This window comes from Streptomyces sp. NPDC059861 (genome assembly GCF_042731435.1).
Classification (GTDB): Bacteria; Actinomycetota; Actinomycetes; order Streptomycetales; family Streptomycetaceae; genus Streptomyces.
Genome location: NZ_JBHWJQ010000017.1, coordinates 83,811 through 99,378 on the forward strand (window position 1 = coordinate 83,811; position 15,568 = coordinate 99,378).

The 15,568-nt window shown below is 74.4% G+C and carries 13 protein-coding genes and 1 pseudogene; 3 read left to right on the forward strand and 11 right to left on the reverse strand.

From position 1 onward, the window contains the following. Positions 1-101 precede the first annotated feature (101 nt). Positions 102-332 carry a DUF397 domain-containing protein gene (locus ACFV6X_RS17405; RefSeq protein ID WP_385384033.1) on the forward strand — a complete coding sequence of 77 codons (231 nt, stop codon included), beginning with the start codon at positions 102-104 and terminating at the stop codon, positions 330-332. Positions 333-405: 73 nt separating this feature from the next. After that, positions 406-1,326, forward strand: coding sequence for a helix-turn-helix domain-containing protein (locus ACFV6X_RS17410; RefSeq protein ID WP_385384036.1), 921 nt, complete (start codon positions 406-408; stop codon positions 1,324-1,326). Here the strand turns inward: ACFV6X_RS17410 and ACFV6X_RS17415 are convergent, their stop codons facing one another. From ACFV6X_RS17415 to ACFV6X_RS17465, 11 genes and pseudogenes are all read right to left on the reverse strand, one after another. Further along, entirely contained in the window at positions 1,327-2,151 is an 825-nt protein-coding gene (locus tag ACFV6X_RS17415) for an SAM-dependent methyltransferase (protein ID WP_385384160.1), read from the reverse strand. It abuts the gene before it with no gap. Between the two features lie 147 nt (positions 2,152-2,298). Then, positions 2,299-3,156: an aldo/keto reductase gene (locus ACFV6X_RS17420; protein WP_385384038.1), complete on the reverse strand. Its 858-nt coding sequence runs from the start codon at positions 3,154-3,156 to the stop codon at positions 2,299-2,301. A 252-nt stretch (positions 3,157-3,408) separates the two neighbouring features. Beyond that, entirely contained in the window at positions 3,409-4,680 is a 1,272-nt protein-coding gene (locus ACFV6X_RS17425) for an ABC transporter substrate-binding protein (RefSeq protein WP_385384040.1), read from the reverse strand. Next, on the reverse strand, positions 4,677-5,771 hold the full coding sequence (locus ACFV6X_RS17430; protein ID WP_385384043.1) for a branched-chain amino acid ABC transporter permease: 1,095 nt from the start codon (positions 5,769-5,771) through the stop codon (positions 4,677-4,679). Before ACFV6X_RS17430 ends, ACFV6X_RS17425 begins: the two co-directional genes overlap by 4 nt. Further along, on the reverse strand, positions 5,764-6,660 hold the full coding sequence (locus ACFV6X_RS17435) for a branched-chain amino acid ABC transporter permease (RefSeq protein ID WP_385384045.1): 897 nt from the start codon (positions 6,658-6,660) through the stop codon (positions 5,764-5,766). Before ACFV6X_RS17435 ends, ACFV6X_RS17430 begins: the two co-directional genes overlap by 8 nt. Beyond that, positions 6,657-7,454 (reverse strand): ABC transporter ATP-binding protein, encoded by a 798-nt coding sequence (locus tag ACFV6X_RS17440; RefSeq protein WP_385384048.1) that lies wholly within the window; start codon positions 7,452-7,454, stop codon positions 6,657-6,659. Before ACFV6X_RS17440 ends, ACFV6X_RS17435 begins: the two co-directional genes overlap by 4 nt. Continuing rightward, the gene (locus ACFV6X_RS17445; RefSeq protein ID WP_385384051.1) at positions 7,451-8,233 is read right to left on the reverse strand and encodes an ABC transporter ATP-binding protein; all 783 of its coding nucleotides are present in this window, start codon (positions 8,231-8,233) and stop codon (positions 7,451-7,453) included. Before ACFV6X_RS17445 ends, ACFV6X_RS17440 begins: the two co-directional genes overlap by 4 nt. Positions 8,234-8,397: 164 nt before the next feature. Next, positions 8,398-9,657 carry a helix-turn-helix domain-containing protein gene (locus tag ACFV6X_RS17450; protein ID WP_385384053.1) on the reverse strand — a complete coding sequence of 420 codons (1,260 nt, stop codon included), beginning with the start codon at positions 9,655-9,657 and terminating at the stop codon, positions 8,398-8,400. Positions 9,658-9,796: 139 nt separating this feature from the next. Then, positions 9,797-12,544, reverse strand: coding sequence for a LuxR C-terminal-related transcriptional regulator (locus ACFV6X_RS17455; protein ID WP_385384056.1), 2,748 nt, complete (start codon positions 12,542-12,544; stop codon positions 9,797-9,799). 177 nt (positions 12,545-12,721) lie between these two features. After that, positions 12,722-13,663, reverse strand: a complete 942-nt coding sequence (locus tag ACFV6X_RS17460) for an alpha/beta hydrolase (protein WP_385384059.1) — start codon at positions 13,661-13,663, stop codon at positions 12,722-12,724. A gap of 147 nt (positions 13,664-13,810) precedes the next feature. Continuing rightward, positions 13,811-14,110, reverse strand: a pseudogene (locus tag ACFV6X_RS17465) (hypothetical protein); the annotation flags it as partial. 445 nt (positions 14,111-14,555) lie between these two features. On the opposite strand from ACFV6X_RS17465, the gene ACFV6X_RS17470 reads away from it, so the two are divergent. Continuing rightward, positions 14,556-15,446 carry a Gfo/Idh/MocA family protein gene (locus ACFV6X_RS17470; protein ID WP_385384062.1) on the forward strand — a complete coding sequence of 297 codons (891 nt, stop codon included), beginning with the start codon at positions 14,556-14,558 and terminating at the stop codon, positions 15,444-15,446. Positions 15,447-15,568 lie beyond the last annotated feature (122 nt).

Sequence of the window (15,568 nt, forward strand, 5' to 3'; positions counted from 1 at the left end):
CCACGGCTATTATCCACGCTGTCAGCGCCCGCGTGCAATTGCACGAGAAATTGCGCGAGAATCGGGTAGAGACACAGCACCGTGAACCGAGGGAGGTCGTGATGTCGGTGATGCCGAACGGAGTGCGGGCGAGTGCGCTGGACGCCCGCTGGACCAAGAGCCGGCACAGCAACGCCGAGGGCAACTGCGTCGAGGTGGCCGCGCTGATCGACGGCGGTGTCGCGCTGCGCAACTCACGTGACCCCGACGGCCCCGCCCTCGTGTACACGGCGGACGAGCTGGCGGCGTTCCTGGCCGGTGCCAAGGACGGTGAGTTCGACCACCTGGTGTGAGGGCTCCGCCTGCTGCGGACCGGCGAAGTGCGGTAGCGTGAGGGATACTTCTGCCGGTCCGCAGGGAGCCACGATGTCCGCCGAGTCACAGCGCATCTCTCGTCTCCGACCCTATCTCGACCGTGCGGAGCCTGCTCCGACCCTGTTGAAGATGCTGGTCGGCGTTCAGTTGGCGGGCTTCCGGGAGGACGCCGGGCTCGCCCAGGACCAGGCCGCGCGCGCCCTGGGTTTCAGCCCGGCGAAGCTGTCGCGCATCGAGTCCGGCAAGGGCCGCAAGCCTCCGACCGAGCCGGACGTCCTGGCGCTGCTGAAGCTGTACGGCGCGGACGAGTACGAGGCGTCGGTGCTGCTCCAGTTGCTGCGGCGGGCCGGCGAACCGGGTTGGTGGCAGCGGTACGACAAGCGGCTGATGCCCGAGTGGTTCGACCGGCTGGTGGGCCTGCAGGAGGCGGCCGCCTCGATCCGTACCTTCGAGATCCAGTACGTGCCGGGACTGCTCCAGACCCCGGACTACGCCCGGGCGGTGGTGGAGCGCGGGCTTCCGATCGCGTCGCCGCACGAGGTCCGGCGCCGCGTCGAACTGCGCGCTCGGCGGGCCGAGTTGCTGACCCGGCCGGACGCACCCCAGCTGTGGGCGATCATCGACGAGTCGGTGCTGCTGCGCGTGCTGGGCAGCCGGGCGGTGATGCGTCAGCAGCTCGCGCACCTGGTCGACATGGCCCAGCAGCCGCATGTGACCGTGCAGATCGTGCCGCTGGACGTGACCAAGGCGTCGGCGCCGTCGATCCCGATCACCTATCTCCGCTTCGACGGCCTCGACCTGCCGGACGTCGTCTACCTGGAGCACATCAGAAGCGCGAACTTCCTGGAGGACCGGGACGAGACGGAGGAGTACCGCGTCGCCCTGGACCGGCTGGCCGACGAGGCACTCACCCCACGGACATCGCTGGCGCTGCTCCAGGAGACGATGGAGCAGCGCTACGCGCGGGACTGACTAGGCGCCCGGAACACGGGCGACGCCGCCGAACTCGATCCACTCGTGGCTGAGCTGACGCGGTGCCACGTCGGAGTCCGGGCGCCAGGTGGACACCTCCACCAGGCCCGGCTCCAGGATCTCCAGGCCCTCGAAGAGCATGGCGACGTCCTTCTCCTCACGCACCCGGCCCCAGTGTCCCTGCGTCGCCTGGTCCATGAAGTCGGTGACGAACTCGCGGACCTCGGCGTCCTCGCTGACCAGCTGGCACATCAGCACGAAACTGCCGGGGGCCAGCCGCTCGATCACACGCCGGGCCACGGCCTGCGGGCCGTCGGTGTCGCTGTCCGGGATGCAGTGGAAGACCGAGTTGAACAACACGGCGACCGGCTGGGAGAAGTCGATCAGGCGCTGGGTGTCGGGATGCGAGAAGATCGCGTCCGTCTCCCGCATGTCGGCGTGGATCACGCAGGTGCGCTCGTCCTGCTCCAGCAGCGCGCGACCGTGCACCAGCACCATCGGGTCGTTGTCGACGTAGACGACGTGTGCGGTGGGGTCGTACTGCTGGGCGACCTGGTGGACGTTGTCCTGGGTGGGCAGGCCGGAGCCGTGGTCCAGGAACTGGCGGATGCCGTGCTCGGCCGCGAGCGTACGGACCACGCGCTGCATGAAACGGCGGTTGTTGACGGCGAGCCGGCGGGTGCTGGGGACGACCTTGTCGAGTTCCTCGCAGGCTGCGCGGTCCGCGGCGTAGTTGTCCTTGCCGCCGAGGTAGTAGTCGTACATCCGGGCGGCCGTCGGGACGCCGGCGTCGATCTCCTTGGACAGCGGCTTGTCGGTGTTCATCGATCCCCCTGCTCTCGCGCCGAGCGCCAACTCGGCTGGCATGACAGGGAGTACATCCTAGGGATGTCGTGACGGCCCGTGCCAGCCCAAGTACAAAACACGGACGCTCTCCGGGCGCGGATCCGGAACCGACCCGCGCCCGTGGGCTCAGGCGGCGTCGAGCTCGGCGAGTTCCCCGGCGGTGAGGACGAGGTCCGGGGCGGCGGCGGAGTCGCGCACGGTCTCCGGGCGGCTGGCACCCGGGATGGGGACGACCACGGGCGACTTGGCGAGCATCCAGGCCAGGCACACGCGCTGCGGACTGACGCCGTGCGCCTTCGCGATGCGGGCGAACGGAGCGTGCGCGGAGCCCAGTTCGCCGGCCCGGGAGATGCCGCCGAGGGGGCTCCAGGGGAGGAAGGCGATGCCGAGTTCGTCGCACAGTCGCAGCTCGGGCTCGCTGGAGCGGAACGCCGGGGAGAACTGGTTCTGCACGGAGACCAGGCGACCGTCGAGGATGTCCTGGGCCAGCTTGATCTGGTCCGGGTTCGCGTTGGAGATGCCGGCCATCCGGATCTTGCCCTCGTCCAGCAGGTCGCGGATCGCGCCGACGGACTCCTCGTACGGCACCCGGGGGTCGGGGCGGTGGAACTGGTAGAGGCCGATCGCCTCCACGCCGAGCCGGCGCAGCGAGGCCTCGCAGGCCGCCTTGAGGTGGGCCGGGCTGCCGTCGAGGGTCCAGCTGCCGTCGCCGGGGCGCAGATGGCCGCCCTTGGTCGCGACCAGGACGTCGGCGCCCCGGCCGTGGGCGGCGAGGGCCTTGGCGATCAGCGCCTCGTTGTGGCCCACCTCGTCGGCGTGCAGGTGGTAGGCGTCGGCGGTGTCGATCAGCGTGACGCCCGCGTCCAGGGCGGCGTGCACGGCGGCGAGGGAACGCGCCTCGTCGGGCCGCCCCTCGATCGACATGGGCATCGCGCCCAGACCGATCGCGCCGACCTCTACGTCACCGATGCGGCGAGTGTGCATGGGTTCTTGACCTCTCTCGGCTGTCGCGCGGTACCGATGGCCCGGGCCGTCACTCGGGGCGCCGGACCTTGACCAGCCTGGCTGGCGGGGACGCGGGAGGTCCAATAGAGGAAAGCGAACGGATTCAGTGCCGGCGGTGCTGAATGGGCGCGGCCGGCCCGGCCGGCATGAGCCGACAGGCTCCGCCGACGTGGGCCGGCCAGCCCGCGGCGGTGCCGCGGGCCGGCCGGGGAGTGGGCCGGTGTCCGGGGGTCAGCCTCCGAGGGACGCCACGTACTCGTCCACACCCGGTGCCTCGTGGGCCTCCTCCGCGATCACCAGGGCGCCCAGGGCCTTGGCGTCGGGGCGCAGGACGTAGGTGGACAGGCTGGCCGGGGTGTTGACGTCGGAGAAGTTCTGCGGGGTACCGAGGCCGGTGTCGACGTTCTTCTGGGAGCGGTGCGCCTTGACCACGTCCTCGCGGGCGAGACTGCCTGCCTCGCAGGCCTTCTCGAGGTCGGCGCCCATGAGCTGGGCCGCGTTGTAGCCGGACAGGACGCCGGAGTCGACCAGGGAGCCCGGGTACTTCTTCTCGTAGGCGGCCACCATGCTCTTGACGCCCGGGAGGTCCGAGCTGACGGCGGGCGCGGCGCTGACCACGTGCAGCATGGCCTCCAGCGCCTTGGCGGCGGGGGTCTTCATCAGCTGCGGCGCGAACCCCGGCGCGCTGCTGACGATCGGCACCCGAAGGCCACGGGAGGCGGCCACACCGGCCAGTGAGGCGGTCTGCGCGGGACCGGCGCTGACCAGGACGGCCTTCACCCCGGCCGCGCGCAGCGCCGACACCTGTGCCGTGAGATCCGTGTCCGTGGCCTTGATCTTCTGGCCGGTCACCGTGAGACCGGCGCGCTCGGCCGCCCAGGTGGAGCCCTCCAGCGCGTTGGCGCCGTAGTCGCCCTCGAAGTACACGTGGCCGATCTTGTCGCCCTTCTTCAGGCCCTTGGTGCGGGTCAGGAAGTCCACGGCGGCGATCATGTCGACGTCGTACGTGGTGCCGAGCACCTGGACCGAGTCCTTGCCGAGCAGCGAGGCGGCCCAAGCCTGCGGGAAGGTCAGCATGTGGTCCTGCTCGATGTCGTCGATCAGGGCCGCGACCACCGGCGATCCGATGACCTGGGGCAGCGCCACCACGTCCGCGGAGATGTCGGCGTACGCGGTGACCGCCTTCTGCACGTCGTAGCCGTGGTCCTCGACGACGATCTCGACCTTCCGGCCGCAGATCCCGCCGTCGGCGTTGGTCTCGTCGGCCCACATCTGCTGCGCCTGCACGATGCTCTTGCCGAGGGTGGCGTAGGGGCCGGTCAGGTCGGTCAGGGCGCCCAGTCTGACGGTCTTGTCGGTGACTCCCGGCCCGGACTTGACGCCGTCGGCGCCGTCGCCGCCGGCGTTGTCGCCGTCCGCCTTGGAACTGCACCCCGTCGTGGCGAGCAGCAGTGCCGACAGGGCCGAGGCGAGGAGGATCCTGGTGGGGTGGGTGACGTTCACGGGGTGTGCTCCTTGGCTCGTACGGCGGTTGCGGGTGGGGCGAGGGTGGGGCGGCGGCGCAGGCGGACGCGCAGGCGTGCGGCCAGGCCGCGCAGACCGTCGGGGGCGTACAGCAGGACCAGCACGATCGCCGCGCCGTACAGGTAGCGGGCGGCCTCGGTCGGGCCCACCGCTCCCCCGTCGGAGCCGGGCCCGGCGACCAGCGGGAGGTGGTCGGCGTAACGGGTCATCAGCAGCGGCAGGGCGATGACGAAGACGGCGCCCGCGGTGGCTCCGGCGACCGATCCCAGGCCACCGATGACGATCATGGCGAGGTAGTCGACCGAGAGGGCGAGCCCGAAGTAGTCGGGCACGATGCGGCGGAAGCCGAGGGCGAGCAGTGCCCCGGCCAGGCCCGCGTACATCGAGGAGACGACGAACGCCGCCGAGCGGTGGCGGGCGACGTCGACCCCCATCACCGCGGCCGCGGTCTCGCTGTCGCGCAGGGCCACCAGCGCGCGCCCCGGGCGGCCCCGGAGCATGCCACGGGCGGTGTACCAGGTGAGGGCGAACAGCACGAGGCCGAGGTACCAGAGGCGTTCCTCGGCACCGAACGGCACGCCCAGCAGGACGACTTCGGGGTCGGCGTCCGCGAAGGTGAACCCGCCGAGGCTGAGCGGCGGCACGGAACGGCCGTTGAAGCCGCCGGTCACGGAGTCCGCGGTCAGCAGGACGTGGTGGCCGAGGAAGACGAGGGCGAGGGTGGCGACGCCGAGGTAGATGCCGCGCACCCGGCCCGCGACGGGGCTGAACAGGCCGCCCGCGACGCCCGCCAGCAGCACCGCGAGTACCAGGGCGAGCGCGGAGGGCAGCCCGGGTCCGGGCTCGCCCGCGAGCCAGACGTAGCCGTACGCGCCGACCGCCAGGAAGAAGGCGTGGCCCAGCGAGAGTTGGCCCGCGGTGCCGGCGAGGAGGTTGAGGCCGACGGCGCCGATCGCCGCCGCCATGGCGAACAGGCCGATGCGCAGCCAGAACGCGTCCAGGTAGAAGGGCAGCGCGCACAGCACGAGGACGGGCAGCGCGAGCCTGCCCCACTTCACGAGGTCAGACACGGACCGCTCCCTTCGCGCCGAACAGGCCCGTGGGGCGCACCAGCAGCACCAGGACCATCACGGCGTACGGGGCGACGTCCGCGAATCCCTCGCCCAGCACGTGCAGATCGGACTGGTATCCGGCGACGAGCGCCTCGGTCAGGCCGATGAGCAGGCTGCCGGCCAGGGCGCCCGGGGGCGAGGCCATGCCGCCGAGGACCGCCGCCGGGAACGCCTTCAGGGCGATCTGCCCGGTGGTGCGCTCCAGGCCGGGCGCCGGGAACGCGGCGAGGAACAGCGCCGCCAGCGCGGCCAGTGCGCCCGCCAGACACCAGGCGATCATGCGGACCCGGGTGAGCCGTACGCCCATCAGCGACGCCGCTTCCACGTCCTCCGCCGCCGCGCGCAGCGACAGCCCCCAGGAGGTGTACCGGAAGAGCGCGAAGACCGCCCCGATGACGACCGCGGACACCACGATCGCGGCGAGCCGGCTGTCGGCGACGGTCACCGGCCCGAACGCGCGCACCGAGTCGCCCCAGGGGTCGCCCAGGGTGAGCAGGTCGCCGCCGATGCGCCGGGCCAGGTCTGTGAGCAGGACGATGTCGACGCCGATGGTGGCGATGGTCGCCACGTGCGCGGCGCGCGGGTCCTGGCCGATGCGCTGGAGCAGCAGCCGGTCCACGGCTCCGGCGACGGCGGCCGTGGCGAGCACGGCGAGCGCGAGGGCGCCGGCGAAGCCGAGGTCGTCGTGGAGTACGGCGGTGAGGTAGCCGCCCAGCAGCAGCAGTGAGCCGTGGGCGAAGTTGAGCACGCCCGAGGCCTTGAAGATGATGACGAAGCCCAGGGCGACCAGGGCGTAGACCGAGCCCAGGGCGAGCCCGCCGAGGACGTGGTCGAGCAGTCCGGTCATGCGGCGCCCTCCTGGGGGTTCCCGGTGCCGAGGTAGGCCCGCAGCACCTCGGGGTCCCGCTGGACCTCCTCGGGGCTGCCGTGGGCGATGCGGCGGCCGAAGTCGAGGACGGTGACCTCGTCGGCGAGCCGCATGACCAGGCCCATGTCGTGCTCCACGAGCAGTACGGAGAGCCCGAGATGGGCCCGCACGTCCCGTACGACCTCGGCGGTGCGGACGCGTTCGGCGGCGTTCATGCCGGCCACCGGCTCGTCGAGCAGCAGCACCCGTGGTTCCAGGCAGAGGGCGCGGGCGAACTCGACGCGTTTGCGGTCGCCGTACGACAGGGCCGCGACGGGGGTGTCGAAGTGCGCCCCCAGGCCGACGAGTTCGGCGATCTCCCGGGCTCGGGCGCGGTGTTCGCGCTGCTCGCGTATGGCGGCGGGCAGGCGCAGCGCGCTGGCGGCGAAGCCGGCCCGGGACAGGGCGTGCCGGCCGAGCAGCAGGTTGTCGGCGACCGAGCCTTCGGTGGTGACGATGTTCTGGAAGGTGCGGGCGACGCCGAGGGCGGCGATCCGGTGCGGGGCGAGCCGGGTGAGTTCGGTGCCGCCGAGCCGGACGGTGCCGGTGGCGGGGCGGCACAGGCCCGACAGGACGTTGAAGCAGGTGGACTTGCCCGCCCCGTTGGGGCCGATGAGGGCGTGCACCGTGCCCGGGGCGACGGTGAGGGAGAGGCCGTCGAGGGCGGTGAGTCCGGCGAACCGGACGGTGACGTCCTGGACCTCGAGGACGGGCGGGTCGGTGCGGGCGCTCACGCGGCCCCCTGCTCGTCGGCGGCCTCGCCGAGGTAGAGGCGGCGTACCGCGTCCGTCCGCGCGAGTTCCGCGGCCGGGCCGGACAGGCGTACCTCGCCGACCTCCAGGACGTGGGCATGGTCGGCGAGCGACAGCGCCATGCCGGCGTTCTGCTCGACCAGCAGGACGGCGGTGCCCTGGGCGTTGATCTCGCGGATCACCTCGGCGATCCGCTCCACCATGCGCGGGGCGAGGCCCAGGGACGGCTCGTCGAGCAGGAGCAGGCGCGGCGCGGCCATCAGGGCGCGGCCGATGGCCAGCATCTGCTGTTCCCCTCCGGACAGCAGACCGGCGGCCTGGCCGGTGCGTTCGGCGAGCAGGGGGAAGAGCGCGAACACGCGGTCGCGGGCCTCCCGCACCAGCGCCGGGCTGCGCCGGCCGAGGCCGAGGCCTCCCGCGCGCAGGTTCTCGTCAACGGTGAGCCCGGCGAACACCCGCCTTCCCTCGGGTACTTGGACGACTCCGGCGCGGACCGCCGCGACCGGGTCCTGGCCGTCGAGCGTGGTGTCGCCGTAGCGGATACGGCCGGCGGTGACCGCGCCGCGGTGCAGTCGCAGGGTTCCCGACACGGCGCGCAGCAGCGTCGACTTGCCGGCGCCGTTGGCGCCGAGCAGGGCGACGACCGCGCCGGGCGGGACCGTCAGGGAGACCTGGCGGAGGGCGGACAGGGCGCGGCCGTACATGACGTCGAGTTCCTCGACGCGCAGGACGGCGCGATCGTCCGGTGGTGCTTCGGGCATCACGACTCCTCGGATCCGCGCCTGCCGGCGCGGACTTCGGGGGAAGGGGTGCTCACGACAGCACGGGCGGTGACGAGCGGTACAGGCCTGGGGGCGCGGTCGGGGCGAGGTCCCAAGCGCGCGGTTGCCGGGTTGTGCGGATGCCCAGGGGGCGGTGGGGCGGCTCAGGGGCGCAGCAGGCGGCGGGCGGTCAGCGCCAGGCTGATCTCGACCAGGTCGGAGGGGCGGGACAGGGACCGGCCCGTCAGGTGCTCGAAGCGGCGGATGCGGTTCAGGACGGTGTTGCGATGGCAGTACAGCCGGCGGCCGGCTCGCTGGGCCGAGCCGTCGCAGTCCAGCCAGGCGGTCAGGGTGTCAAGCAGTACGTCGCGGTCGGCGGGCTCCAGGCGCGACAGCGGGCCGAGGACCTGGTCGGCGAGGGCGGTGCCGAGTTCGTGGCCGGAGACGACCAGGGCCGCGGGCAGGTGTGCGGCCAGCCGGACCGTGCCGCCCTCCTCGGGGCAGATCCGCAGCGCGGTGTCGGCCTGGCGCCGGGCGCCGCCCACCGCGGCCAGTCCCTCGACGGCCCCGCCCACACCGATGCGTACGCCCGGATGCGGGGAGGCGGGTTCCGGAAGCTCGCCCTCCGCCAGCGGGACTATGCCGTAGTCCACCTCGACGGCCGTGTGCCAGTGCACGCGCACACCCTCGGGGGCCACCGCGGACCGGGCTTGCGCACATCCCTCGGCCGTGCCGCCGGTGACGGCGACGACCACGTACCGGCCCCGCTCCGGAAGTTCCAGGGCCCGGGCGGCCTCGGGCAGGTCGGCGATGCGGGCGGCGCCGTCGAGGAGGGCGGCGGTCAGCAGCCGCACCCGGTTCTCGCGCCGCCAGGTCAGCTGCCGCTCGGTCTGCCGGTAGGCCTCGGCCACCAGGGTGCAGTGCTCGTCGACGAAGTTCCACATGTCGGACGCCACGTGCACCAGGAGCCGTACGTCCTCCGGTGCCGTCCGTGAGGTCTCCTCGACCAGGCTCTGCCACACCAGGGAGCCGCCGAGCCGGAACGCGTGCAGCAACGCGTCGAGCGGCAGGCCCTGTTCGGCGCGGGTGGCACCGATCCGCCAGGTGCAGCGGCGGGCCGCGTCCCGGGTGCCGCGCGGATCGAGCAGGGAGGCCACGCTGTGCCGCAGCGAGCGCTGCGCCTCCTGCCAGGTCGTGCCGGGGTCGTTCTCCATGGCGGCCCGGTAGGCCGGTTCCTGGTCCTGCAGGACGGCCACGAGCCGGTCGGTCAGCTCGGGCAGGTCGGCCAGCAGGACCCGGGCCGCGCGGTGCAGGACACGCAGGGCGTCGGCGTCGATCAGCGACCGGCCGGGCCGCGTCCGCGGCTGCGGCACGGCTCCCGGTGCGCTGCGGAACGCCGTTCGTGGCCGAAGGGCTTGCTGCATCGCGATTCCCCCCAGGGTGTGGGCCGACGGCGCCCACGCGCGGAACCACCCGCCGGTTCCCCTTCGGCCGGGCAGTCCGCGCGCCGGCCGGCGGCTGACTCGTGCTGCCCCGAAGAATGACATACCGCCCGGTCGGTCCCTAGAGGCGTGCACCGGACTTCTCGGCCTGTTCGACGATGCGGGCCAACTCCACCCGGGAGCGCACACCGAGCGCGGCGTAGACGTTGCGCAGGTGGTAGTCGATGGTGCGGGTGCTCACAGACAGGCTGCGGGCCACCTCCCGGTTCGTGGCGCCGTCGGCCACGCATCGCGCGATCCGCCACTGCTGCGGCGTCAGCCGGGCCAGCGCCCCGGGCCCCTCCCCGCTCGGCGCGGCCCCGTTCGCCCGCAGCTCACCGCGCGCCTGCCGCGCCCAGACCCCGGCGCCACAGCGCTCGAAGCCCACCAGCGCGGCCCCGAGCCGGTCGCGCGCCTCCCGCAGCCGGCGCCTGCGGCGCAGCCATTTCCCGTACAGCAGCTCGGTCCTGGCGCGTTCGAAGTCACCGGCGGTGTGCTCGTGCAGGTCCAGTGCGCGCAGGTAGAGCTCGTCGGCGTCCTCCGGCTCGGCCAGCAGGGCGCGGCAGCGCAGCAGTTGGGCCGGGGCGTGCGGGTCTGCGTCGAGACCGGCCCAGACTTCGAGGTCCGCGACGATCGGTCGCGCCTCCTGCGGGCGTCCGGCGAGCACGGCGGCCTCCACGTAACAGGGCACCGCGAGCATCCAGACCGCGAAGTGCCCGCGCCGGGGACCGGGCCGCACCAGCGGTCCGAGCCGGTCGGCGGCGTCCAGCGGGCGCCCGCGTCCCAGGTCGGCCCGGGCCGCGGCCCAGTGCGCGAGGGTGGCCGCCTGGGCCAGGCCGTGCCGGCGGGCGGTCGCGAGCGCCGCCGACACATGCCCGGCGACGACGTCCGGCTCCCCCTCGATCGACGCCGCCAGGGCGAGTACGGCGTGATGGTGGGCGGCCGTGTTGCGCTGCCCGGCCCGCTCGGCGGCGCGCAGCCCCTCCTCGGCGTGTGCCCGGGCCTGGGCGTGCCATCCGGCCCGGAGTTCGGCGTAGGCGAGGTACTCCAGGGCGCGGGGTTCGAGCGCGCCGGATCCGCGGTTCCTGGCCGCCGCGAGGGCGCGGGTGCCGGCCCGCACGGCGGACGCCGGGTCGCCCAGCAGCAGGGCGGCGGCCACGGACCTGAGCAGGGACTCGGGCCGGTCGCCGGTGAGGGCGTGCCCGACCACCCGCCGCAGGTGCGGTTCCGCCGCGTCGAAGCGGCCTTCGAGTGCGGCGCGCATGCCGAGGCGGTAGTCCCGCGCCGGCCCGTCAGGGTCCCGCCCGGCGTCCGTGGCGTCCTGGGCCAGAGCTCCGTGACACTCCGTCATGAGGCCCGCCGCCCACGCCGCGTCGGCGGCGGCCAGCGTGGCGGCGGCCGACCGGGCGGGCGCGGTCCCGGCCAGCAACCGGGCGGCGGAGAGCAGGGAGGCGTGGGCGTCGGCGACCGGTCCGTCGTACCGCTCGGCGATCCCCCGAACGAGTTCTGCGCGCCCGCGCACGGCCGGCGGGGTCGCCTCTCCGGGCGGTTCGGGGAGCAGCCGGAGCGCGTGCCGGGAGTTCCCGGCGAGCAGGGCCTGCTCGGCGGCGTCCGTACGGCGGTCCGCCCGGAGCGTGGCCTGCGGGGTCAGCTCGGCGGCACGGGCGTGGGCGACGGAGCGCAGCCGGGCCGAGGCCGAGGCCGTCGCGGCGGCGGCCGACAGTTCCTCCGCGAGGAGGGGTTCGCGTCCGGTGGCGGCCCAGGCCCGGTGGAGCAGCGCGAGCAGGCGGTGCCCGGCGGCCTCGTGGGCCCGGGCGAGGGCGCGGTGTGCGGCGCGGCGGCGGTCGGGAGCGGCGCCGGCGTGGACGGCCCGGCGGACCAGGCCTGAGTGGAAGCGGACCCGTCCGTCGGTCAGGGCCAGCGCCTCGGGGAACGGATCCCGGCCGAGGGCGGGGCCGTTCAGGGCGCGCTGGACGAGGCCGGCGTCGACGTCCTCCGCGTCCGGTTCCCGCAGGGCGGCGGCGACCGTCAGCAGCAGGTCGTCGGCGTCGGCCCACGCCGTCCCGCCGGGGCACCGGCCCACCACGCCGGTCAGCGCGGCGGCGTCGGCCAGCGGCCTGGCAGGCACGCGTTCGCCGGACAGTTCGGCGGGCGAGAGACGGCGCAGCAGGGCCAGCAGCAGGGCGGGGTTGCCCGCCGCCTCCTCCAGGAGGTCCGCCCGGAGCACGGGTGGGACCTCCCCGCCCGTGGCCTCGTCGAGGAGGGCGTCGGCGTCCGCCGTGGAGAGCGGGTGCAGGCGCAGTACGGGCAGACCGGCGAAGTCCCGGGCGAGCGGGCCGCGCGTGGAGAGCAGCAGGCCGACGCGGCCCGCCGTGTGCAGGCGGCGGGCCGCGCAGGCCAGCGCGGTGCGCGAGGCGGGGTCCCAGAGGTGCACGTCGTCGACGCAGACGAGGAGGGGGGCGTGTGCGGCGGTGGCGCGCAGGGCGTCCAGCAGGTCACCGGCCGCCGTGTCCGCCGTGACGTCCTCCTTGGGGGCGCCCGTTTCGGGGACGCCCTTTTCGGGGACGCCCGCGCTGCGTTGCAGGACGCGAAGGTCGGCGTAGGGGCGTCCGGGGGCGGTGGAGTCCGTGCGGACGTGGAGGACGGGGCCGGCGGTGAAGGTGCGGGCCGCGTGGTGCAGGAGGGTGGTGCGGCCGAGGCCGGGCTCCCCGGTCACGGCGAGTACGGCACCGCCCGATGCGAGCCGGTCCAACAGCCCCTCCACCGCGCGCAGTCGGGAGCGGCGGCCGTACAGCTGTGGGGGTGCCGTCGCGGTCGTCTGTCCGGTCATTCCCGTGACGCTACGGGCGGGTAGCGAGGTCCGGAAGCCGAACGTCCGTGCTTCCACGGCGGCTTGTGCGGCCCATGACCTGCCCGTTCACCCGGTGGAGCGGGCGAACGGCGTGTGCCCGCGCCCAGCCGGACCGATGTCCGCCGGGGCACGGGCACAGCGTGCCGGGTCGCTGGGTCAGGAGGTGTGCGGGCAGTTGCCCCGGTACTCCTCGATGGTCAGGCTCGGGCGGGGCAGCGGGCACAGGAACTGCTCGTAGCGGGTGTCGTTGTCGATGAACCGCTTGAGCCAGGACACGCTGTACTTCGCGATCGTCGTGTTGGACGTGTTCGGGGAGAAGTGGGTGGCGTTGTTCAGCTCCAGGTAGGCGCGGTCAAGGGAGCCGCGCAGGCTGTTGTAGAAGGGCTCGGCGTGGGAGGCGACCGGGGCGATCGAGTCGCCGTCGGCGCCCACGATCAGCGTCGGTGTGGTGAGCTCGGGCCAGCTCTTGTCGAGGTTCCAGGGCGTCAGCGGGATCGCGGCCTGGAGGGCGGGACGGGTCTTGGCGGCCTCCAGACTGCCGCCGCCACCCATGGAGTGGCCCATCACGCCGAGCCGGGTGCTGTCGACGCGGCTGCGGACCGAGCTGCGCTCGGTGAGGTAGTCCAGGGCGGCGAGGAGCTGGCGGCCCCGTGAGTCCGGCTGGTCGAGCGTGGTGAGGGTGTCGATGGTGAACACCACGAAGCCCTGGGAGGCCAGGCGCGGGCCGAGCCAGGAGATGGAGGACTGGGTGCCGGTGTAGCCGGGCGAGATGGCCACGGCGCCGAAGGTGCCGTCCGCGGTGGTGGTCGGGTAGTAGATCGTGCCGCCGCCGAAGCCGGTGACGGCGAGGGAGGAGACGGTGGTGTCGGAGACGGAGTAGTGACCGCGGGCCGCCTCGATGCTGGAGGTGCTCGGGGCCGGGCCGCGCTCGTACGGGTTGTCGGCCGCGTGGGCGCCGGGGCTCGTGAGGGTGCTGAGCCCGACGACGGCGGCGATCGCCGCGGCGGCTCCGGCGAGCCGGCGCGCACGGCGGCCGGCGCCTCTGCGCGACGGGGTGGAGACGGTGGTGGCGGGGGTGGTGCGCGGGTGCTGCTGCACGACGAGTCGTCCTCTCGATCGTGGCGAGCCGCCCGCCCGGGGCACAGGGAGCACCATGCACTGCCCATGGGCCCACCCGGCGGGGCGCCGCCGACTGACTGGCCGTGCCACTGTCGAGGGGGACCGGAGCTGGAGGGACCGGCAAAGTCACCAGTCTTGGGGGCGTTGAGCGTCGGGCGTCCGATGCCGGGCGTTGAGCGTCGGGCGTCCGGTACCGGGCGTCGGGCGTCGGGCGTCCGGCGTCGGGCGTCCGGCGTCGGGCGTAAGGCGTCGGGCGTCCGGCGTCGGGCGTCCGGCGTCGGGCGTAAGGCGTCGGGCGTCCGGCGTCGGGCGTCGGGCGTCCGGCGTCGGGCGTAAGGCGTCGGGCCTCGGGCGTAAGGCGTCGGGCGTCGGGCGTCGGGCGTCGGGCGTCGGGCGTCCGGCGTCGGGCGTCGGGCGTCGGGCGTCGGGCGTCGGGCGTCGGGCGTCGGGTCAGCCTCGGTGGCCGGTGGCCGGCACCCCTCGGCGGACCTGGCATCAGGGCAACCTCACAAGCCGCCCCTCGACAGCCCCTGCGCCGACCCCGCCACAACGCCCTCGGGCCGCGCCGACGGACGATCCCGGGACGTGCACAATGCCCCCGGCAGCCCGGCAGCCCGGCAGCCCGGCAGCCGGGCGCTCGCGGCCCACCGGCGGAAGGCGCGCGGGCGCATTGCGCGGAATCCCTCACCCCGGCGCACCCCCGTACACCCCCGGCGCCAGGCCCGGCCCCCCGTGCGATCCCCGACGCCTCCGCACCCACCCCCTGCGTCAGCGCGCGGTATCCCTTTCCGCCATTCGTGTGACACTCTCAGCCAGACCGGCGGCATTCGTGCCGGTCCTCGCGATGTTCGGACCGTGGGAGAGGCAACGCATGCGTATCGGACTGCTCGGCACCGGCCCCTGGGCGCAGATGGTGCATGCCCCCGCCCTGAGCGGACACGACGAGCTGGACTTCGTCGGGGTGTGGGGCCGCCGCCCGGCCGCCGCCAAGGAACTGGCGGAGCGTCATGGCACGCGCGCCTACGACGACGTGGACGCCCTGCTCGGCGAGGTGGACGCGGTGGCCGTCGCGCTGCCCCCGGCCGTGCAGGCGGACCTCGCCGTCCGGGCGGCGCGGGCGGAGTGCCATCTGCTGCTCGACAAGCCCCTCGCCCCGACGGTCGCCGAGGGGCGGGCCGTGGCCGAGGCCGCGCACCGGTCGGGTGTCGCCTCGGTCGTCTTCTTCACCACGCGCTTCCAGAGCGAGCCCGAGGCATGGATCGCCGAGCAGGCCGCGAGCGACGGCTGGTTCGTGGGACGCGCACAGTGGCTGGGCGCGGTGTTCAGCAGCGACGACAGCCCGTTCGCCGCGTCACCGTGGCGGCGCGAGAAGGGCGCCCTGTGGGACGTGGGCCCCCACGCCCTGTCGGTGCTGCTGCCGGTCCTCGGCGACGTGACCGGCGTGCCGGCCGCGGCGCACGGCCCGCAGGACACGGTGCACGCCGTCCTCGACCACGTCACCGGCGCCTCCAGCACCCTGACCCTCAGCCTCACCGCCCCGCCCGCGGCCGCGGGCACCGCCGTCGAACTGCGTGGCGCGAGCGGGGTGACGGCTCTCCCGGAGAGCTCCGAGGGCGCGCTGCCCGCGTTCTCCCGGGCTGCCGACGCGCTGCTCATCGCCGCCCGCACCGGCCGTCCGCACGCGTGCGACGCGGGGTTCGGGCTGCGGGTCACCGAGATCCTGGCGTCGGTGCAGGACGTGCTCGACCGGCCCGTCGACTGAGCCGCACAGCGCACGACAGAGCGGGGGGGGCGGGGACGGCGGGCCGGGCGGGGCCCCCCCCCCGGGGGGGGCCCGGCCGCGGGCCCCCCCGCGGGGCGGGCAGCCCCACCCCGGCGGGCGCC